Genomic DNA, 21,737 nt, shown 5'->3' with positions numbered 1-21,737 from the left:
ATTGATTCGGGTTCAGGAGTTGGTGCCGACAATGACCGGTTGCACTGGAGTTGAGGCCAGCTCCTTGCTTTCCACCGTTTTCGGGCGACTGTTCCAAAATGGAATCAACATCAAGCTGGCCAGCAGCGCCGCGACGGTGAACACCAGGAAAATGGTGGTGGTGTCGAAATATCCGGGTAACAGGCCGCCGAGGACCGCCCCTATCGAACCGCAACCGTTGACGAAACCTGCGGCGGAGGCCGCACCGTCCTTACTGCCGAAATCAATGGCAGCCGAGCCGCTCATCATCGAATCCGGCCCGTAGAGTGTCAGGCCCATCATGAATAGCAGGCCAACCACCATGTAAAGACTTCCGCTCTGCATGGCGGGGACGAACAGCGCAAGGCAAATGGTGAGGAGAACCAGGCTAAGGACACAGGCCGGCATACGACGAGCACCGAAGTACTTGTCTGATGCGATACCGATGAGGATCGGACCTGCCAGACCCGCTAGTTCAAAAGCCGTTGGAACGATTGCGGATGCCACTTTGCCAATCTCGGGCATCCGTTCGTAGATAATGACTGGCCCCCACAGGAGGATCGCGTAGCGCGCTGGCTTGAGCATGAAATACGCGAGGCCAAGCACCAGCACAGTTCGATTTTTCATCACCGTGCGCAAGCCAGCCCACATACTTTCGCGCGGAACTGCGACCTTGCTGACGGGTTCTATTTCGATCTCGACGGGAGGCAGGCCGACATCTTCTGGCTGGTTGCGCTGCAGGAAAAAGAACAATACCGCTACAACCAGTACCACCACGGCGCTGCTGATGAACGCTATGCGCCAGTCATGGTATTGGTTGTAGGCCCACCAACCGGCAAACGGTGTTGCTACCAGACCCCCGAAGGCGTAGCAGGTGCTCCAGTAACCCAGTACGCGGCCGCGTTCGCCAGTGCTGAAGAAACTACCGACGTTCTTGCATAGGCCAGACCAACCGGTGGACTGAGCCAGGCCCTGTATTAACATGCAGGAGGCGAAAATCGGTAAGGTGGCGTAAGTGCCCATAAGTAGCGCAGCTAACGCGGAAATGACGAGCCCGCTAAGTACCACGACCCTCGGGCCGAAGCGGTCAGAGAAGTTGCCCCAAAGAAACTGTCCTACTGCATACGCGGTAAGGTAGAGGGCATCCAGATTGGCCATCATGGACTTTTCGAGGATGAAGTTCGGGTCTTCGCCAATACCCAGTTTGGCGACAGAAAACGCCTTGCGGGTAAAGTAGAAGGCGGCATAGGCCACCCAGGTGATGAGGAAAATTTGCACGCGCCAACGCTGGAGCGATTTCCAGCCGGTTGCGAGAGGACTTGTAGCATTCTTGTTCATGGTGTTCTGATCCCGTATGTGGTGCCAGACAGCGCAAAGTAATTGTTTTTGTTTTCGGTACAGAAAATCTGTCCACGCACACGACATCGATTAGATGGCAGTGAATGGCATCAGGCTTTAAGTTTTAAATTGCCACGGTCACTGACTGCTGCTCGGCATTGCCTAGCGATAAGTCACCGGATCCATGTTTTAAAAAAAGATCCCTGTCCAAAGGTGCTACCCATTGCACCTGTGCTCGAATTGACAAGAACCTTTAAAGGGGCGGTCAGCCTGTCGGCTGTTGCATGTCGACGTTCATCGCCACAAGACTGTCGGCGATGGCGCGCAGCAACTGATGGACGATGTATTCGTCGATCTGGCCGATACAGCCAATACGGAAACTTTCGGCTACCGTCAGTTTGCCGGGGTAGATGATGAACTGACGGGCTTTGAGTTCATCGTAGAACCGTTTGAACTCAAAATTTGGATGTTCTGGACTGAAGAACGTGGTGATGATTGGCGAAAGCCAACGGTCCTCAAGCAATGTTCTAAAGCCAAGTTCGCGCATGCCGGTGACGAGTACATCGCGATTGCGGGTGTAGCGCGCCAACCGGCCATGCACGCCGCCTTCGGCAGTGTGTTGCTCCAAGGCTTTATGGAACGCTACCACGCTGTGGGTCGGTGGCGTGAAACGCCATTGGCCAGTGCGCTCCATGTAAACCCACTGCTCGTAAAGGTCGAGGCTGAGTGAATTGGCGCGGCCTTTGGCGGCCTCGATCACGGAGCGACGGATGATAACGAAACCGAACCCCGGAATACCCTCGATGCATTTGTTGGCAGAAGACACCACCACGTCAAAAGGTATTTCATCGACCGTCAATGGCACAGCTCCGAAGGAGCTCATCGCATCGATGATCAGGCTCTTGCCATGCGCTTTCACCACATCGGCAATTTGGCGCAGCGGATTGAGAATGCCGGAACTGGTTTCGCAATGGACGAGGAAGACGTTGGTGACGTCCGGGTTATCCCTGAGCAGGGCGTCCACTTCCTCAGGCTGGGGCGGCAAGTAATCCCCTTTGTCCAGGGTGATAAACGCGCGACCCAGATACTCCAGGGTCTTGGTGGCGCGTTGGCCATAGGCGCCATTCATTAATACAAGCGCTTTGCCGTCTCGAGGGATGGCAGTGGCCAAAGCAGCCTCCACCGAATAGCTGCCGCTGCCTTGCAAAGGCACGCAGACGAAGCTGTCGTCCTTTATGCCTGCCATGCTGAGCAAGTTCTGGCGAACTTCAGCAGTGACTTGATTGAAGGAAACATCCCATGAACCCCAGTCGCGCAGCATCGCTTCCTTGGTGGCTTTGGACGTGGTCAACGGGCCTGGCGTCAGCAGGTAAGGTTCACCCAAGGCTGGCGTAGCCAGCGCTTGTGTGGTCGGAAATTCAGCTTTGGTCATGATCTTCTCCGGCGGTGTTGTTTTTGTAAGGAGTGATGCATGGGCCAATAAAAACACTCGCCTAGAAATAACTGAAATCGATTTATCACATGTCAATAACAAGCTGAGCTTATAAGTGAGCATGTTGGATCTCGCGCTCTATTATCGCGATTCCATGGTTATCGGGTTCAGATCGCCGCGCCCTGGGCGATCAAAGGCTACTGGGCGGCGCGACGCATCTGTGTTGTAAACAAAAAAACCGCCCGGCCAATGGCCAGGCGGTTTTTAGTGGCAAGCGTAATGTTTTCGCTGCGTGATGGAGGCGTTAGCCCTTGTCTGACTTGCCAGCCGCCGCGGCGAATTTCGCCAGACGCACATCCAGTCGACGGGGGCGCAGGTTGTGGTCCTCGGCGTGCTCCTTGCGGCGAATGGCGTTGCGCACCATCAGTGAGCCCAGGTAACGGATCGGCTCCGGTGGGAAATGGCCGAGTGGACCTTGCACCAGCGGCGAGCGTGTCCATGGGTTGTCCATCCCCAACACCAGCGATGAGAGGATTTTTCCTCCCATATGACACGGACCGACGCCGCTGCCGGAATAGCCGAAGCCATAAAAGATGTTGCCGCTAGCGCCCATGCGACCGAAGAACGGTAGCCCGGTGACGGAGCGATCGGACGGGCCATTCCAGGTGGCGGCGATGCCGACATCGGCAAAGTCCGGGAAGAACTCCGCAAGGGTGTTGCGCAACAATCCTTTGTAGGGCGAAGGCTGGTCGAATACGGGCAGGATGCGCCCGCCGTAAGCGAAGGTATTGCCACCTTTGCCGAGCATGATCCGGCCGTCCGGAGTGTTGTGGTAGTAATGCACGAAGATACGTGAGTCGAGCACGGTGACCCCGCTGGTCAGGCCTATGCGCTCGAGCAGGTCAGGTCGTGGCTCAGTAATAATCATGTCGCTGGAGACGATGGCTACCGACCGCGAGAACTGTGGAAAAGCACGGGCCATCCAGGCGTTCATCGCCAACACGACACGATCGCAGGTCACTTTCCCGTTCGGCGTGTTGACGATGGTGGGCAGCCCCTCTTCCAAACCGGTCATCGGCGAGCCTTCGTAGATGCGCACACCCAACTCCATTGCGACTCGACGCAGACCACGCACCAGCTTGCCCGGTTGCACACTGGCTGCCGCAGGCGAGAACCAGCCTTCAACGTGTCGGGTTGAACCCGCCATACGCTGTACGTCAGCTAGCGCGCATTTGGAGAAAGAGTTGATGCCATTGAGCTCCAGCGCGGCGATCACCCCGTCGGTCGAACCGACCTGAGCGCGGTTAGTCGCCGTGTAAAGCGTGCCATCGAGACGGTAATCGGCATCAACCGCGTACTTCTCGCAAAAGCTGCCGATGGCGTAAATACTCTGTTCCGATTCCTTGACCAGGCGTATTGCCTCCTCGACGCCGAACAAGCGTTCCAGGGTGAAGTACTTGGCCGACCAGGACAGTGCGCAGCCGCCGTTGCGCCCACTGGCACCGGCACCGCAGATGTCGGCTTCGACGATGACCACGTCCAGCTCGGGATTCTGTTCTTTGAGCATGATCGCGGTCCACAAACCCGTGTAACCACCACCGACAATGCAGACATCGGCGCGGGTGTTCTGCCGCAGCGGCGGGCAGGGCGAGTCGGGTTGAGTTTTAAGGGCCTGATCGAGCCAGTAGGGGCGCATGAGGTCATCTCCGTTGGAGCGGTTTGAGGGCAGGGTTTCAGGAAGCAATCAGCCGCATGCGGCGACCACGATCATTTCCACGCGCCAACCGGGGTCGATCAAATCCGCCAGGGTGCAAGCTCGTGTGGGGGCATGGCCTTCGGGAAAGAACGCGTCCCAGACTTTGTTGAGCCCTGCATAGTCCTCGCGATGGGCGAGCAGGATACGCACCGAAAGCACCTGCTTGCGGCTGCTGCCGGCACTGAGCAATAGCTGCTCGATGCCGGCGAGCACCTCGTGGGTCTGTTCCTCGATATCGCCCCTGAGGTCGCTGGCAACCTGGCCTCCGATGTAGAGGTGGTTGTCGTACCGGACCATGTCCGAGCGGCGTTTTAGGGCTGTGAAACGTTCGATGTCCATTAAGCATTCCCAGGTTGATAGGAGGGCGCAGTGTTCGAACACTGGTCGGGGCTTGTGAAAACCATGCTTGCAGTTCATCGTCTATAAATAAAATCGATTTAACGTATGCATGAATAAGCTGAACCTATGCTGAGGCTTCCCCGATGACGATTTCCCATACTCAACTCAAGGCGTTCCACGCTGTCGCTATCAACGGAAGTTTTACCCGCGCGGCAGAGCAGCTCTGCCTGTCTCAACCGGCGGTGTCCGACCAGGTTCGCAAGCTTGAGGATTACTACGGGGTGATGGTGTTCTACCGCGACAAGCGTCTGGTACGCCTGACTGAAGTGGGCGAGCGGTTGTTCGGCCTGACCCGGCGCTTGTTTGATATCAGTGTCGATGCCCACGACATGCTGATGGACTACCGCACCCTGTCCACGGGAACCTTGAACCTCGCCGTGGATGCGCCGGTGCATGTGCTGCCCTATGTCGCACGCTTTTGCAGTCGTTATCCCGGTATCGATGTGAAGATTGAAACCGCCAATACCGATGAGGTGTTGCAGCGGTTGTTCGGTCATCAGGCCGACATTGCTCTGCTGGGGCGCAATATCGAAGACGACCGACTGCTGTCGCTGCCCCTGCGTAGCGATCCGATGCTCGCGTTCGTCGCGCTTGACCATCCCTGGGCGCAACGCGAATCCATCAGCCTTGGCGATCTGCACGACACGCCGCTGGTCCTGCGCGAAAAAGGCTCAGTGACGCGCCTGTGCCTGGAGGAAGAGATGGCAACCGCGGGGTTGCGCATCCGCAAGGCGATCGAAGTGGAAGGCCGTGAAGCCGCGCGCGAAGCCGTGGCGATAGGTATGGGCGTAGGTGTTGTCTCGGCGACCGAGCTTGGCTTCGACTCGCGGCTTCGCGGGTTGCCTATCGTCGATAGTCAGCGACGCTTCACCGAGACACTGGTTTGCCTGCGCGCACAGAGTTCCCGGCGCATCCTGACGACCTTTTTTGAGATGGTTCGAGAGAGATTGGCTGAATGAAGTATGGGGTTCGATGTGGATGCTATCCGGCAGAGTTACCCTTTAAAAGATCAATGCTTTCGCGTTACATACCTGATCGATACGTAAACGTTTCTGTTCTTGCGACCGCACTGGTTGCCAGCGATGAGGGGTTCAAATATCAGCCGCTCGTCGAACATCGAGGATTAATCCAAGGTATCAACAATGGCGCGGATTTTGTCGGCGAGAGCCAGCAAATGCTCAGCGTATTGCTCCAGTACGGCTTCGATGGACTGCGGAGTAGATAAGCTGATATTCAAAATGTGATCTTTGTAATTGTGAATGCCCAGAGGAGTGGAAATAGCGACTACTTCAGCTTGCCAAGACGCAGCGCAGTACCCCCTGAGTCGAACACTTTCGCATGATTCTTCGATATCCGTTTTGAGCACCTTCCATCTGGCATCGCAGCGTTTGGACTTGAATTGCTCCATCAGCGTCTGCCGTTTTTGAGCGGGAATAGTTGCAAGATAGGCACGCCCCAGGGATGTAAATTCCATGGGGACTCGCTGGCCGGTTTGTACTGTGCGCGGTGTGTTCTTGCGACTCAGTCGGATCGATTCCAGATAGATCATTTCATCTCGGTCGGCAGCGGCCAAACCTACGTTCACTTTCAGCGTCTGAGCGGCTTCGCGCATCAGTGGCGCGGCAAGGTGTATCAGCGAGCTGCTGTTGTACATGGCATTGCCAAAGCAAAGGGTGGCGGGTGCGAGGCGATAAGCACTGCGCTGGCCGTCGTACACCAGCATGCCGCTGTGGATCAGTGTCTGGGTCAAACGACTGATCGTGGACTTGGACAACCCGGTGCGCTCGCTGATATCGCCATTGCCTAGGTATTCGGTGCCTGCACGGAAGGCTCGCAGAATTTCCAGGCCTCGCTCAAGCGAACGGTTTATCGGCGCCTTGCCGGCGCCCGGCGTATCAAACCCGTCGTCCTCGCTCATCGTGTTCCATCCAGTGGAATTGCCGGATTGTCAATCATGGGGAGCTCCATAGACTTGGGATCAGCGTAAGGCTCTTCAGTTTGGGCCGCTGCCATGCCAACAACAAGAGAGAGATTCCCCATGACGATGTTGCAAAGTGTTACTTCGCCGATCCACATGGCCGTCGATGACGACGGCATCGCAGTGCTGACCCTCAATCGCCCCGAGGCTCGCAATGCGATCAGCGACGAGATGCGCAGCCACATGATCGAGTTGCTGGAAGAGGTGGCCGCGAACAGCCAGATCCGCGCCCTCATCATCACCGGCACCGGCAAAGGCTTCTGCGCGGGAGGCGACATCAAGGGCATGGAAAAACGTATGAGCGCACCGGCGGGCGAGGTGGCCTTTAACGGCTGGAAGCGCCAGCAGCGTGTGCATCATGCGGTCTCCCTGTTGCTCAATCTGCCCAAACCGACCCTGGCCGCCGTCAATGGCGCTGCCACTGGGCTGGGTTGCGACCTGGCCTTGAGCTGCGACTTCGTGGTGTCCTCCCGGCAAGCCAGCTACGCCATGAGTTACATCGCACGAGGCCTGATCCCCGACGGTGGCGGCTTGTACCTGCTGCCGCGTCGGGTCGGGCTGCCCAAGGCCAAGGAGCTTATCTACACCGGGCGCAGCGTACAGCCTGAAGAAGGTCTGGCGATCGGCCTGGTGGATCGGGTGGTCGATCACGATGACCTGCTAGACGAAACCCGGCGCTGGGCGCTGGAATTGTCCGCTGGCTCAGCGACCGCGCTGGCATTGAGCAAATCCATTCTCAACAACAGCTTCGAACTTACCCAGGCCCAGGTATTGGCCATGGGCAGCCAGGCCCAGGGCATCTGCTACACCTCGGCCGAGCATCAGGCGTCGGTCGCGGCCTTTCTGGCGGCCAAGGCGAAGAGGGGATGAGCATGGATAACATTTCCCGCCTGATGAACCCGCGCAGTGTCGCGGTGATCGGTGCGTCCGGCGATGCGCAAAAGACCTCCGGACGGCCCATCGCATTCCTGCGCAAACATGGCTTCGAGGGCCGCTTGTACCCGGTCAACCCGCGTTACACCGAGATCGACGGGTTGACGTGCTATCCCTCTATCGCCGCGCTGCCGGAGGTGCCTGATGCCGCCATCATCCTGCTCGGTCCCGAACGTGCCAACCAGGCCGTTGCCGAATTGGCGGCCATGGGCACGCCAGCGGCCATCGTGCTTGCCGGTGGTTATGGCGAGGCTGGCGAGGAAGGCATCGCGCGCCAGCAAGCCTTGAAAAAGGCGCGGGGCAACATGCGTATCCTGGGGCCGAACACCATCGGTCTGATCAACCTCACCCAGGGCATCACCTTGTCGGCCAGCGGCGCGCTGGATCAGGATGCGTTGAGAGCGGGCAATATCGCGGTGATTTCCCAGAGTGGCGGGATCCTGGGCTCGATCCTGTCCCGCGGTGCCGCCGCCGGCATTGGTTTTTCCAAGCTGGTGGCGACCAGCAACGAAGTCGACCTGGATGTCGCCGATTTCGTCGACTACCTGGTGGATGACGAAGCTACCGAAGTCATCGCCCTGTACCTGGAAGGGCTGCGCGATACCGAGAAGTTCAGCCGCGCCGCACTCAAGGCTCGTGCCGCCGGCAAGCCCATCGTAGTGTTCAAGGTCGGGCGTTCCGAAGCCGGCGCCCGTTCGGCGGCTTCGCATACCGGCGCCCTGGCCGGAGCCGATGCACTCTACGACGTGTACTTCAAACAACTGGGTATCGTGCGGGCGCAGACGTTTGCCGATCTGCTCGACCTGCCGTTCGCGTTGGCCAGCCGGCGCACGATGGTGGGTAACCGGGTGGCGATTCTGACCTCGACCGGCGGAGCCGGCACGCTGATCGCCGATGCCTTGGGTGCCAATGGTTTCGACACCCCGCCGCCGGGTGAGGCCACGGCCGCACGTTTGCGCGATTTGGATATCGGCGACCAGGCGGTGCTCGATCGCAACCCTATCGACCTGACGCTGGCTGGCCTGCAGCCGCAGATCATGCAAGAGGCCATGCGCATCCTGCTGGAAAGCGCGGACTACGACGCGGTCATCAGTGTAGTGGGCTCATCCGGCGTCGCGCGCCCGACGCTGATGGCCGACGCGATCCGTAATAGCCAGCGCGACAGCAGCAAGCCCGTACTCGCCTATGTCAGCCCGCACGCGCCCCAAGCCTTGCTGCGCATCAACAGCAACCAGGGCGTCGCCTTTACTGCGCCTGAGGCCTGCGCGAGTGCGTTGCTGGCGATGAAAGCCAAAGCCTACGTTGCTCAAGATACGCCGCATGCGCAATCGAGCAGCCAGCATATGACGGCCGAGGAAGTTCAGCAGTTACCGAGCGGAACCCTTGATGAACAGCAAAGCAAAGCCCTGTTTACCCGTTTCGGTGTGCCCGTCACCCGCGAGCAGGCGGTCGGGGAAGCCGGCCAGGCAATCGAGGCCGCCCGCATGCTCGGACCGAAGGTGGTGCTCAAGGTGCTCTCCGAGCGCATCACCCACAAGACCGAAGTCGGCGGCGTTGCGCTCGGCCTGACCGAACACAGCATTGGCCAAGCGTTGGACGACATGCGCAGCGTGGTCGCGGGCAAGGTCGGGTTCGTGCCCGAGCGCTTTCTTGTCCAGGAGATGGTCAGTGGTGGCCACGAGCTGATTCTGGGCTTCCATCGTGACCCGCAACTGGGGCCTGCGCTGCTGCTGGGCATGGGCGGTGTCAGCGCCGAACTGCTGCGGGATACCAGCATGCGGCTGCTCCCGATCACGCGCAAAGACGCGGACGCGATGCTCCGGGAGTTGAAAACCTTTGCGTTGCTCGATGGTTATCGCGGCGCGCCCAAGGCCGATATCAACGCGCTGGTCGATTGCATTGTCGCGTTCGCCGACATGGCCACCACCCTGGGCACAAAGCTCGACGAGGCAGAGATCAACCCGTTGCGGGTTTTTGCCGAAGGGCAGGGCGTGAGGGCGGTGGATGGCCTGACACTGTTGGCCTGAGGCTCCACCTGTTCCACTGTGTGGAATAGGTGGATTGACCCCCACACCCTCGGTTTCATAATCAAGACAGCTTCATCAACGACTCATAAAAACAAGTAGGTCGCTATGAACGTATTTAATTGCACATCAAATCAACGGCTCCCTCTGGGTAACGTCCATTTTCAGAGCGGGAGCCCATCATGCCTGTCGCATTGAAATCCATCACCCAGCCCAAAGGCGCTGAACGCGACGAGCAGGCTTCATCGCTCATTCAGTTTATCGGCGTCTCCAAATCCTTCACCGTCAAGGGTGTGGCCAAGCAGGCCTCCCATAGCATCAACCTGTCGATCAAAAAGGGCGAAGTGGTCACCGTGGTCGGGCCGTCGGGATGCGGCAAGTCCACCCTGCTGAACATGGTCGCGGGGCTGTTTGCGCCCACTGAAGGGCAGGTGGTCTACAACGGCAAGGCCGTTTGCGGGGTCAATGGCCGTACCGGCTACATGACCCAGAGTGACCACTTGCTGCCCTGGCGTGATGTGGTCGGCAACATTGCCGTGCCGTTGGAAATCCAGGGCATGGCCAAGGCCGAACGGCGCGTGCGCATTCAGGAACTGATTCAACTGGTGGGTCTTGAAGGCTTTGAAAAGTCTTATCCCAGCCAGCTCTCCGGCGGCATGCGTAAACGTGCGGCCCTGGCTCGGCTGCTGGCTTATGACCCCGAAACCTTGCTGATGGACGAGCCCTTCGCGGCGCTGGATGCGCAACTGCGGATGCGCATGCAAACCGAATTGATCCGCCTCAGTCGCCGGTTGAACAAGACCGTCATCTTCGTCACCCACGATTTGGATGAAGCCGTGGCACTCGGCGACCGTTGCCTGATCTTCGCCGGCCGCCCCGGCACCATCGTCAAGGATGTACAGATTCCCCTGGGCGAGGAACGCAACATTTTGCAGTTGCGCAAGGACCCCCGCTATCACCAGCTCTGCGGTGACTTGTGGGATTTCATGACCCCGTCTTTGAACGATGCAGCAAAGGATAACCGAGCATGAATATTTTCCTTGGACGCCTGGCGATTTTCATCGTGATTTTCGGCACCTGGCAACTGTCATCGGGGCCGTTGATCGATCCCTTTTTCGTTAGCTCACCCAGTGAGATCGCCGGCAAGTTCTACGAGCTGGTCATCAGTGGCAGGCTGTTTTCTCATGGCGGGATAACCGTGGTGGAGACGCTCGCAGGCTTCGTGCTCGGGGCGACCGTCGGGATTGCGGTGGGGCTGCTGTTGGGCCGAAACGAATTGCTGGCCAAGCTGCTCGATCCGATCCTGATCTCGATCTACAGCCTGCCGAAAGTGGCCTTGGCTCCGCTGTTCATCATGTGGTTCGGCATCGGCATCGAGATGAAGATCATCCTGACCGCCACCATTGTGTTCTTCCTGGTGTTCCTCAACACCTACAGCGGCGTGCGTGCGGTTGACCGCGAGCAGCTGGAGATCCTGCGCTTGATGGGCGCCCGCGAACACCACCTGATCACCAAAGTGGTATTCCCCTCGGCCATCCAATGGGTGTTCACCGGCCTCAAGCTTTCGGTGCCCTACGCCCTGATCGGCGCCATCGTCGGCGAAATCATGGCCTCCAATCGTGGGCTCGGCTACCTGCTGCAGGATGCCGCCGGGCAGTTGGACACCGCCGGTGTGTTCGCTGCACTGGTCGCGATTATCGCCCTGGCGCTGCTGCTGCAAGCGGTCGTGCGGATGGTTGAAACCCGTCTGATGCCGTGGAAAAAAGACCTGGGTGATCGTGAAGCTTCGGTTTGACCTGTTCATAACGCACAAGAAAATACAGGTGTACGCATGTCTATTAAAACGCTGATTGCAAAGTTGGGTCTGGTCGCTTCGCTGGTGGCCGCAAGCGCTGGCGCCTATGCGCAGGACATCAAGGTTGCCCTGGGCACCGACGGTTTCGTGCACATGCCACTGTTCGTGGCGGTGGATGGCGGCTATTTCAAGAAACAGGGGATGAATGTCGAACTGATCAAGTTCAAGGGCGGCGGCGCCGCGACCTCGGGCCTGGCCAGTCGAACCGTCGAGTTCTGTTCGTGCGCGATCCAGAACTCGATCAATGCGAAATTGAAGGGCGCCGACCTGACCTTGCTGGGGCGACTGGTCGGGCAGTATGCGAGCAATGTGGTCATCAGCCAGAAGAAAGCCGACCAGCTCGGTCTGACCGCGCAAACCCCTATGGAAGAGCGCTTGAAGGCGATGAAGGGCTTGAAGATTGCCGTCAGCGGTTCGGGTGGCAGTGCCGACTTCCTGGTGCGCTTCCTCGGTGAAAAAGGTGGCCTTTCGGCAGAGAAAGACTTCACCTTGCTCTACCTCAACAGCGCCAGTGCCATTCTGACCGCGTTCTCCCAAGGACGTATCGATGGCTTTGCCTTGTCCTCGCCAACTTCGGACAGTGCGATTATCGAGCACAAAGGTTTCACACTGTTGGACATGGCCGACGGGCAGGTCAAGGAACTCGATGGCTATCCTTCGATCGCCTTGAGCGCACGCAAACAGTGGGCTGATGAAAACCCGCAAACCGTGAAGCAATTCCTCGACGGCCTGGCACAAGCGACAAAACTGATCAACGAAAACCCTGAGCAAGCGATGAAGCTGGTGCGCGCCCGTTTTGAAGGTACGCCGGATAACGTCTATGCGGCGGCTTGGAAATCCAACAAGCACTCGTTCCCGCAAACGCCCTACTTGAGCGAAGAAGATGTGGCTCGGGCCATCGCGTTTCTCGGCAAGATCCAGGGCCAATCGATTCCCGGCAAGGCCAGCGACTACATGACCTCCATGCGCTGATCCCCCCCTCTCAACACTGAAGCAGGTACCGGTCCGCCGATCTCGACTGAGTTCGGTGTGGCCGAGTACGGCCTGGAATTGCTCATGAATAATAAGAAAACAGCTGCATCCTGGGGCGTCATCGTCGCCGTCGGGCCATGGCTTGCCAACGCGCAGGCCACGGATTTCCTGGCGGATGCCAAAGTCGACCTGGAGATGCGCAACTTCTACATGAACCGCGATTTTCGCGACGGCAGCGGCCAATCAAAACGCGATGAATGGGCCCAGGGTTTCATTCTTCGTGCACAGTCGGGTTACACCCCCGGATTTGTCGGCTTCGGCCTGGACGCTATCGCCATGGTCGGCCTGAAACTCGACTCCAGCCCGGACCGCACCGGCACCGGCTTGCTGCCGGTTCACGATGACGGCAGGGCGCCCGATGAATATTCCAAGGCCGGCTTGACGGCAAAAATGCGCGTGTCCAAAACCGAGTTGAAGGTGGGTACCTTGATGCCCAAGCTGCCTACGTTGCAATCGAACTTCGGGCGTTTGCTCCCGCAGACCTTCCGCGGCGGCATGCTCGAATCCCGCGAGTGGGGCGGCCTGGAACTGATTGGCGGGCACCTTGATCAAGTCACTGACCGCGATGTCACCGGCGCGCAAGGGCTGGCCATCAATAACAAGAATCGGCGATTCAGGGGCCCGCTCGATGGCGGCAACTTTGAACTGGCGGGCGCCGCCTATCGTTGGAAGACCGTGCAGCTGACCTATCAGGTCGGTCGCCTGGAAGATGTCTACCAGCAGCATTTCCTGGGGCTCACCAGCGCCCGCGAGGTCGGCGAGGGCAAGTTCAAGTCGGACCTGCGGCTGTTCATCAGCGACGATCAGGGACAGGCACGCGCCGGGCAGGTGGACAACCGCGCGTTCAGCGCAATGACCACCTACGAATGGCGTGGCAACGCGTTCAGCCTGGGTTATCAGGCCATGAGTGGAGATTCGGCCTTTCCCTACGTCGAGGGCACCGACCCGTATCTGGTCAACTTCGTGCAGGTGGGCGACTTCGCCGAGAAGGGCGAGCGTTCATGGCAACTCCGGTATGCCCGTGACCTCGCGACATGGGGCCTGCCGGGGCTGACCTTCATGACTCGCTATATCAAGGGCACGGATGCAGAAGTGCTGGCCACCGATTCAGGCCGCGAGCGCGAGCTGGATATCGAATTGCAGTATCGGGTTCAGAGCGGACCGCTCAAGGCCCTGGATATACGCTTGCGCAACGCCGCTTACCGCTCGGACTTCTCCCGCAATGCCAACGACACGCGGGTGATCCTCAGCTATCCCATTTCCTTCCTGTGACTCGGGTAACCCTCATGGATTCCTTGGTAAGTCTGAAAACAGATGACGGCATCGGTGTCATCACCATCAACAACCCGCCCGTGAATGCCTTGTCCCAGGGCGTGCGGCAACAACTGTCAGCCTGTCTGGCGCAGGCGCAGGCCGACCCCGCTGCGCAGGCCATTGTCATCACCTGCCACGGCAAGACGTTTGTGGCCGGCGCCGACCTCAAGGAGTTCGACCAGCCGTTGATGGAACCGCACCTGCCGGACGTTCTGAACGCTATCGAAAACAGCCAGAAACCGGTGATCGCCGCTCTGCATGGCTCGGTGCTCGGTGGTGGCCTGGAGCTGGCGCTGGCGTGTCATTTGCGCATCGCCGATGAACACACCGTGCTGGGCCTTCCTGAGGTCAGTCTGGGCTTGATACCTGGCGCGGGCGGCACGCAGCGCCTGGTTCGCCTGTGCGGCGCGCTGGTTGCCGTTGACGTGGTAATTGCCGGGCAGCGGCTGACGGCGGCGCAGGCGCAGGCCGTCGGGCTGGTGGACCACTGCGTGACCACCGACCTGCAAAGTGCGGCGATCGAGCACGCCATGCGCTTCCTCCTCACCGAGCCATTCTGGCGGCGCACGCGGGATCGATTGATACCTGCCCACGACGTTACTGAATTCAATGCGAAGGTGGCAGGGGTGATGAAAAGACTGGCTGGGCAACAAGCCCCCCAGGCCGCTCTTGAAGCGATCAATGCAGCCCTGACCGAATCGTTTGACGACGGCATGGCGTTGGAGCGTTCGCTGTTTATCGGACGGCGGCAATCCGCCCAGGCCAAGGCTTTGCGGCATCTGTTTTTCGCCGAGCGGGCCCTGGCCGGCCGTACACGCAAGCTCGCCGTCAATGGCCAGGCGCGCGCGATTCAAAAGGTCGCGGTGATCGGTTCGGGCACCATGGGCGCCGGGATTGCCATTTGCGTGGCCAACGCAGGTTTCGCTGTGAGCCTGATCGATGTGCAGGACGCCGCGCTGCAACGCGGCGTAAAGAACATCGACGACTATTACCGGGACGCGTTGCTCAAGGGGCGCATGGATGAACACGCTTGCCAGGAACGCCGGGCGTTGATCCTGCCATCGACTTCAATGGACGCTGTGGCGGACGCCGATCTGGTTATCGAAGCGGTGTTCGAAGACATTGAGGTCAAGCGCGCGGTGTTTCGCCAGCTGGATACCCTGTGCAAGCCGGACGCGATTCTGGCGACCAACACCTCGTACCTGGACGTCGAGGCCATCGCCGATTGCACGCGGCGCCCGCAACAGGTGTTGGGCATGCACTTCTTCAGTCCCGCGCCGGTGATGAAGCTCCTGGAAGTGGTGCGCACCACCCAGACCGACAGGTCGGTCCTGGCTGCGGTGCTGACCTTGGCGCAGCGTCTGGGCAAGGTGGCGGTCACCGTGGGGGTATGCGACGGCTTCGTGGGTAATCGGCTGTTGGCCGCGCGGGAGCGTGAAGCCATGTTCCTGCTGGAAGAGGGCGCATCAATCGAGGCTGTCGACCGGGTGATGCGTGGGTTTGGCTTCCCCATCGGCCCCTTTGAACTGCGTGATATGGCCGGTGTGGATGTCGCCTGGCGCAACCGCCAGGGGCGTCTGTTGGAGCTGAGCGAGCGTGAGCAACGCTGCGATTGGATCGATAAATTGTGTGCGGCAGGACGGCATGGGCAAAAAACCGGGCTTGGGTTTTATTGCTATGCGCCGGGCAGCCGCCAGGCTGTGCCGGATTCATGGCTGGCGCAATTGTTGGAGCAGCATCGCCAGCAATGGAATATTGCGCCCCGTAGCATCTCTGATCAGGAAATCGAAGAACGCTGCCTGTTTGCGATGATCAACGAGGCTGCCTGGTTGCTCGACAACGATATTGTGGAGCACCCTGCTGATATCGATCTGGTATGGGTTCATGGCTACGGCTTCCCGCGTTACAAGGGCGGGTTGACCTACTATGCCGACCAGACAGGGCTCGGTTATGTGGCGAAGGCGCTTAAGCGCTACAACCCCGAGTCGGGCAGGGCGCTCTCGGCGTTCATGACTCACCGCAAGACCTTCCACGCTCATTGACGAGAAAGCCCCGGCCGCTGACCGAGCCCGCCGGGGCCATGTTGAGTCAGACGTCCTTGACCGCGTCGAGGGCCGCATCAGTGTCGGCGCACCTCACGGCAAACCCAAGCCAGAAACGGCAATTGTCCGAATGACGTGATGAGTTGTTCGGTAACTATTTTTTGTTCGTGAATGGGAATTAGTGTTAATTGCGAATGGTTTTATATAGCATGCTCGCTTGGTTTTTGGCGGTTGCACCCTCTGTATTGGCCTATTCGTTAAGGTTTTCCTCTCCATGCGTCGAACCCTGTTTTCCATTTGTGTACTGCAAGCGTTGTCGTCTTCCTCGTGGGCTGAACAAACGGATGTAGCTCCCTCAACGCTTGAGCTGGACGCAACCGATGTTATCGGTACTGCGAATTACGAGAGGGCGGACGGCCCGGTTCAGGGTTATCGGGCGACGCGCTCGGCCAGCGCCACGCGTACCGACACGTCGATCCATGAAACCCCGCAATCGATCAGTGTGGTCTCGAAGGATGCAGTCGAGGATCTGGGCGCCACCCGTTTGCAGGACGCGCTGGACTATGCCGGGGGCGTGGGGCGGGCGAACAATTTTGGTGGGCAGGGCCTGACCACGTTTACCGTTCGAGGCTTCACCACTGGCGAGTTTTATCGCAACGGTTTTCCGATCAACCGTGGCTACCCGAACATGCCGGATGCCAACACGATTGAGCGACTCGAAGTGCTGCGCGGCCCGGCCACCATGCTTTACGGTCGGGGTGATCCTGGCGGCACCTTCAACGTGGTTTCCAAACAACCGTTGCCCGAGCGCACCGTCACCCTGGGCAGTCAACTCAACGATCAGGGCATGAAACGCGGCACGCTGGACGCTTCCGGCCCGCTCGACGAAGAAGGGCGCCTGGCCTATCGATTGAACGTAGTGGGCGAGGGCGGCGACACCTTCCGCGATCACGTCGAAACCGAACGCTACGGTATCACTCCTGTGCTGACGTGGCAGGCAACCGATGCGACCAAGCTCATTTTCGAAGGCGACTTCATGCGCAACAACGCGCCTCTGGATCGAGGCGTTACGCGTTACGCCAGACAGATTGGCACCGCCACCCGTGACAGCTTTTTCGGCGAAAAAGACGTTGGCAAATTGCACAACGACAACAACATGGCTCAATTGCGTTTCGAACACATGCTCAACGACGACTGGACGCTGGGCGGCGGCTTCCAGTGGCTCGATGGTTCGCTCAAGGGCAACGCGGTCGAGGCCAACGGTATTGCCGCTGACGGCCGCACTCTGGGGCGCAACTTCAACTATCGCAAGCTGGAGTGGACCGACAAGGACACCCAACTCAATCTGACCGGCCATTTCGATACCGCTGGTTTGCAGCACACGTTGCTCACCGGTATCGAGTACGAAGATTACGACTACAAGTCGATCATTCAACGCTCCAGCGGTGCTGTCAGCGCGTACCCGATCGACATCTTCGACCCGGTGTACGGCCAGCCGCGCCCGGCACTGACTCGCACGCCGACTCATGACAAGGAAAACCTCAAGACGTATGCAGCGTTCGTGCAGGATCAGGTGGCATTGACCGACAAATTGAAGGTGCTGGCAGGGGCGCGTTTCGAACGCTTCGAACATGACTACGAAACCTTCGTGCCGGGCGGCAAGAGTTGGCAGGCCAGTGACAACGCGGTGACCCCGCGCATCGGCGTGACCTACGACCTGACCGAGACATTGGCGGTCTATGCCGACACTGCGCGCTCCTTTAAACCCAACACCGGCGCAAGCCGTGAGGGCGGCGGGTTTGCGCCGGAGAAGGGCAAGTCTTACGAAATGGGTATCAAGTGGGAAGCGCTGGATCAGCAGTTGAGTGTTGACGCGGCGGTCTACCAGATCGAAAAACGTAACGTGTTGACCACCGACCCTGTTGATTCGACCTTCAGCGTTGCGGCCGGTGAGGTGCGCAGCCGTGGCTTCGACGTCAATGTTGCCGGCAACCTAACGCCCGAATGGCGCGTGATTGGCGGCTACGCCTATGTCGATGCCGAAGTGACCAAGGACAACGTGCTGCGCTCTGGCACGCGCCTGCTGAACATCCCGAAAAACAGCTTCAGCCTGTTGAATATGTATGAGTTCCAGGATGGCACCCTCAAGGGGTTGGGCTTGGGTACCGGGCTCAAGTACGTCGACGAGCGCGCCGGGCAAACCGCCAACACCGCGTTTTCGATGGGCAGCTACACCGTTGTCGATTTGCTCAGCTTCTACAAGATCAATGACAAGGTGCGGCTCAATCTTGACGTGAAAAACCTGTTTGATCGTGACTATGAAGAAGGCGCATTCGGTAACGTCTATGCCTATCCGGGGGCACCGCGAACAGTGCAAGTTGGCATTTCCTACACCTTGTAGCGTGCAGTGCTGGTGCACGCCGAGTCTTCCGCGGTAACGCGGGAGGTGAGGCGATGTGCGCCAGCGGTAGAGTTCGTTCCGCCCGCATAGACGACAACTGCAGGTTAAGGCGTTTTAGGCCGTGTGCAAATTTGGAGTTGGATTACATCCAGCTCCTGAATGGCCAGATGTACCAAGCACTCCAAGCAAGCGCCGAAGCGAGGGAGCGTTGCAGCAGCGGAACTGGCCGAAGCGCAGCGTGGTGTAGTTGCTCAGCAGGCGCGGGGTGACACGCTGGAAACTCAGTTAGCGCGATTGCACGATGCCCCCCCCCAGAGCAAACGTACGCCGCTGCCCGGTCTGGTGGATCATTCACGGCCCACACTGCATCCATTCCAGCGTCGCCCGCACCGGAACACGGTACTGGTTGATCGACGGCGATGCTTTTCATGTCCCTGTGGGGGAGGCCGTTGCTGCAGCACTTCTGGCGGCCGGCAAGATTTCGTAACGCACCATCCTTATAACCGGCAGCACAAGGGGCCTACGGCATGATGGGCGCTTGCTTCGAGTGCCCTGGTAGAAATTGATAGCGTGCCCAACGTGCAGAATTGTATGACGGTAGTAACCGAAGGTCCCCGAATCGGGCGGCCATCATTGCCGGACTGGCACGCGAAGAGATATTGGCTGAGCACGTGGTGTATGCCGCGACTTTACGCTGTCATCGTTGGGTGGCAGGGACTAGAATGGTCCAATAAAATCACAATAAAGATGTGACCTTGCCGGCATGAAAATCCATCCTCTACCGCCACTCAACAGTCTGGTAGCATTTGAAGCGGCTGCGCGCCATTTGAGTTTTACGCTGGCAGCGCAGGAACTGAATGTCACCCAAGGGGCGATCAGTCGGCAAGTGCGTCTGCTCGAGAACTATCTGGGAAAGACTTTGTTCGAGCGCACCACGCGCTCGATCCACCTTAGCCCAACCGCCAGCCAGTACTATGAAACGGTGCGAGCATCACTAATGCAGGTAGCCCATGCGACAGGTGAAATTCGCCACTGGCAGGGCGCGCAGCAGGTCACAGTGGCCACCAGTTCCGCGATGGCTTCACTCTGGTTGCTACCCAAGGTGTCTGAGTTTCAGAGCAATAACGAAGACATTGATCTGCGCATTATTGCCTACGATCAAGTAAAGGACTTCTCACGACTCGATTGTGACTTGGCGTTGTACTACTGCCGAACCCCACCGCAAGACATGCAGGTAACGCCACTGTTTTCGGAAGAGGTGTTCCCGGTCTGCAGCCCGGGCTACCTGTCAAAATACCCTGAGCTGAAAACGCCTGAGCAATTGGCTGATTGCACCTGGTTATGGTTAGAAGATCCGCAGCGTGACTGGATTGGTTGGACTGAGTGGTTCCAGCGTCTCGGGCTAAAGAGCATTGAGCCAAGGCGCCGGATCAATATCAACAGTTACTCCATGCTGATCCAATCGGCACTCAGTGGGCAGGGTATCGCTTTGGCTTGGTCGAACCTGGTCGACAATCACCTGCAAACCGGTGCTTTGGTGCGGCCGATCGATACAGTATTGAGTTCAGACGCACAATTCTGCCTGCTAGAGCCGAAGGGCCAGGGGAGGATGCGGCAAAGTGTTAAATATTTTCGCACCTGGTTGATCGAACAGTTACCGACGACGCTCAGTGACTCAGAATTCGGTTCCAGCGAGTAGATACCATTCTTAAATAAAACATGCCGCAGGTGGGCAGCCTGCGGCACGGTTGCACTATGGCTCCACTGCCTCCCCCCTCTTTATGCATCATCAAAATTTGCTCCATTCCCACTACCTAAAAGCGTTGATCGACGATCTTTTGAAATCCCGTGTGTCGCTCTGATGCATGAATCTGGCGTGTTTGAATTGATGATTAAAAGTCATAAATGGTGACGTAAATATCGTTTGTCGAACAATGCTCTATTTCTCGAAACTCACTGCCAACGGACGATGGCCAGTGAGCCTGCCGAACATTTCACACCGTGCCCAGCAGGGGAAAACAATAATGAGCAATACCGCCTTGCAACAAATTCCTGTGCGTCATCTGGAAACTGTACTTAACCCGATTCATCAAGCCACCGGGTTGAGCAACGAGTTCTATACCAATCATCAATACTTCGAATTGGAACGTGACCAGGTGATGGGTAAGACCTGGGCGTGTGTCGGGTTCGCCAGCGACCTGACCAAGAACGGCTCGGTCAAGCCTGTCGACTTCATGGGGCTGCCATTGCTGCTGATGCGCAACCGCGAAGGTCTGGTGCAGGTCTTCCATAACGTCTGCAGCCACCGCGGCATGAAGCTGGTGCAGGAAGAAGGTGAAGTACAGGGCGTTATTCGTTGTCCCTACCACTCCTGGACTTATGACCTCAATGGTGCCTTGCGTGGCACTCCGCATGTCGGCGGTATTGATAAGCACAAGGACGAGCGTTTTGCTTGCGAAAAGCACGGTTTGAAAGCAATCAACAGCGCCATCTGGATGGACATGGTGTTCATCAATCTGTCGGGTGACGCACAGCCGCTTGAAGAAATGCTTGCTCCCTTGACCGCGCGCTGGACGCAGTTCCTTGGCGAGGACGGTATGAGTCAGCTGCGCCGCCGTCCGGGTCATGACGCGACCACATTGGATATCAACTGCAATTGGAAGTTGGCCGTCGAGAACTACTGCGAAGCCTATCACCTGCCGTGGGTGCACCCGAGCCTGAACTCGTATTCGCGCCTGGAGGATCACTACAACATCCTGTTTGACGAGCATTTCGCTGGTCAAGGCAGCTATGCCTACAACCTGTCCGATGTGGCCGGTACGCACTTGCCCAAATTTCCAAGCTGGCCACAAGACCGCCTGCGCAATGCCGAATACGTAGCTTTCTTCCCCAACGTACTACTCGGCATCCAGGCCGATCATGCGTTCGCCATGCAATTGGAGCCCGTAGCACCGGGTCGCACCATTGAACACCTGCGCCTGTTCTATGTTGGGGACGAGGCTCTGGGTGATGAATACGCCGCCTGCCGTAACGCCATTCTGGAATCCTGGAAAGTGGTATTTGCCGAAGACATCAGTTCGGTCGAAGGCATGCAGAAAGGCCGTCACTCCCCTGGTTACAAAGGTGGTGCCTTCTCGCCAGAGATGGACGTTCCAACGCACTTTTTCCATCAGTGGGCTGCGCGTCAGTTGCTAGCCACCGTACCGGACGCCTGA

At 58.4% G+C, this 21,737-nt stretch carries 16 protein-coding genes; 11 read left to right on the top strand and 5 right to left on the bottom strand.

Annotation, left to right across the window (positions count from 1 at the left end; translation table 11 throughout):
- Nucleotides 1-12: 12 nt before the first annotated feature.
- The 4 genes from AC1ROI_RS02835 to AC1ROI_RS02820 form a co-directional block, all read right to left on the bottom strand.
- Complete coding sequence (locus tag AC1ROI_RS02835; RefSeq protein ID WP_010461067.1) at nt 13-1,356, bottom strand: MFS transporter; 1,344 nt, start codon at nt 1,354-1,356, stop codon at nt 13-15.
- A 265-nt stretch (nt 1,357-1,621) separates the two neighbouring features.
- Nucleotides 1,622-2,788 (bottom strand): 2-aminoethylphosphonate--pyruvate transaminase, encoded by a 1,167-nt coding sequence (locus AC1ROI_RS02830; RefSeq protein WP_077749699.1) that lies wholly within the window; start codon nt 2,786-2,788, stop codon nt 1,622-1,624.
- Nucleotides 2,789-3,092: 304 nt separating this feature from the next.
- Nucleotides 3,093-4,484 (bottom strand): FAD-dependent oxidoreductase, encoded by a 1,392-nt coding sequence (locus tag AC1ROI_RS02825; RefSeq protein WP_102593964.1) that lies wholly within the window; start codon nt 4,482-4,484, stop codon nt 3,093-3,095.
- Nucleotides 4,485-4,532: 48 nt separating this feature from the next.
- Complete coding sequence (locus AC1ROI_RS02820; RefSeq protein WP_102593965.1) at nt 4,533-4,883, bottom strand: RidA family protein; 351 nt, start codon at nt 4,881-4,883, stop codon at nt 4,533-4,535.
- A 143-nt stretch (nt 4,884-5,026) separates the two neighbouring features.
- On the opposite strand from AC1ROI_RS02820, the gene AC1ROI_RS02815 reads away from it, so the two are divergent.
- Nucleotides 5,027-5,902, top strand: coding sequence for a LysR substrate-binding domain-containing protein (locus AC1ROI_RS02815; protein ID WP_010461058.1), 876 nt, complete (start codon nt 5,027-5,029; stop codon nt 5,900-5,902).
- Nucleotides 5,903-6,066: 164 nt separating this feature from the next.
- Here the strand turns inward: AC1ROI_RS02815 and AC1ROI_RS02810 are convergent, their stop codons facing one another.
- The gene (locus AC1ROI_RS02810; RefSeq protein ID WP_102593966.1) at nt 6,067-6,861 is read right to left on the bottom strand and encodes an IclR family transcriptional regulator; all 795 of its coding nucleotides are present in this window, start codon (nt 6,859-6,861) and stop codon (nt 6,067-6,069) included.
- A 120-nt stretch (nt 6,862-6,981) separates the two neighbouring features.
- Here AC1ROI_RS02810 and AC1ROI_RS02805 point away from each other — a divergent pair, with 120 nt between their 5' ends.
- The 10 genes from AC1ROI_RS02805 to AC1ROI_RS02760 all read left to right on the top strand — a co-directional run bounded on the left by AC1ROI_RS02805 (nt 6,982) and on the right by AC1ROI_RS02760 (nt 21,737).
- Nucleotides 6,982-7,791 carry an enoyl-CoA hydratase/isomerase family protein gene (locus tag AC1ROI_RS02805; RefSeq protein ID WP_102593967.1) on the top strand — a complete coding sequence of 270 codons (810 nt, stop codon included), beginning with the start codon at nt 6,982-6,984 and terminating at the stop codon, nt 7,789-7,791.
- Nucleotides 7,792-7,793: 2 nt separating this feature from the next.
- On the top strand, nt 7,794-9,881 hold the full coding sequence (locus tag AC1ROI_RS02800) for an acetate--CoA ligase family protein (RefSeq protein ID WP_172962164.1): 2,088 nt from the start codon (nt 7,794-7,796) through the stop codon (nt 9,879-9,881).
- Nucleotides 9,882-10,060: 179 nt separating this feature from the next.
- Entirely contained in the window at nt 10,061-10,909 is an 849-nt protein-coding gene (locus tag AC1ROI_RS02795) for an ABC transporter ATP-binding protein (RefSeq protein ID WP_083376550.1), read from the top strand.
- A complete protein-coding gene (locus tag AC1ROI_RS02790) occupies nt 10,906-11,673 on the top strand; it encodes an ABC transporter permease (RefSeq protein WP_017339233.1) in 768 nt (255 codons plus the stop codon). The genes AC1ROI_RS02795 and AC1ROI_RS02790 overlap by 4 nt, the downstream gene beginning before the upstream one ends.
- Nucleotides 11,674-11,709: 36 nt before the next feature.
- On the top strand, nt 11,710-12,705 hold the full coding sequence (locus tag AC1ROI_RS02785; protein ID WP_102593969.1) for an ABC transporter substrate-binding protein: 996 nt from the start codon (nt 11,710-11,712) through the stop codon (nt 12,703-12,705).
- Between the two features lie 84 nt (nt 12,706-12,789).
- Nucleotides 12,790-14,037 carry an OprD family porin gene (locus AC1ROI_RS02780; protein ID WP_219734194.1) on the top strand — a complete coding sequence of 416 codons (1,248 nt, stop codon included), beginning with the start codon at nt 12,790-12,792 and terminating at the stop codon, nt 14,035-14,037.
- Between the two features lie 14 nt (nt 14,038-14,051).
- The gene (locus tag AC1ROI_RS02775; protein WP_102593971.1) at nt 14,052-16,121 is read left to right on the top strand and encodes a 3-hydroxyacyl-CoA dehydrogenase NAD-binding domain-containing protein; all 2,070 of its coding nucleotides are present in this window, start codon (nt 14,052-14,054) and stop codon (nt 16,119-16,121) included.
- 274 nt (nt 16,122-16,395) lie between these two features.
- Nucleotides 16,396-18,522, top strand: coding sequence for a TonB-dependent siderophore receptor (locus AC1ROI_RS02770; RefSeq protein WP_102593972.1), 2,127 nt, complete (start codon nt 16,396-16,398; stop codon nt 18,520-18,522).
- 763 nt (nt 18,523-19,285) lie between these two features.
- The gene (locus tag AC1ROI_RS02765) at nt 19,286-20,221 is read left to right on the top strand and encodes a LysR substrate-binding domain-containing protein (protein ID WP_010461053.1); all 936 of its coding nucleotides are present in this window, start codon (nt 19,286-19,288) and stop codon (nt 20,219-20,221) included.
- Nucleotides 20,222-20,546: 325 nt separating this feature from the next.
- On the top strand, nt 20,547-21,737 hold the full coding sequence (locus AC1ROI_RS02760) for an aromatic ring-hydroxylating oxygenase subunit alpha (protein WP_172962165.1): 1,191 nt from the start codon (nt 20,547-20,549) through the stop codon (nt 21,735-21,737).

It is taken from the genome of Pseudomonas sp. GW823-FHT02C02 (assembly GCF_058797635.1).
Note: the sequence above shows the minus strand (reverse complement) of the source record. Positions and strands in the feature narration are given on the sequence as shown.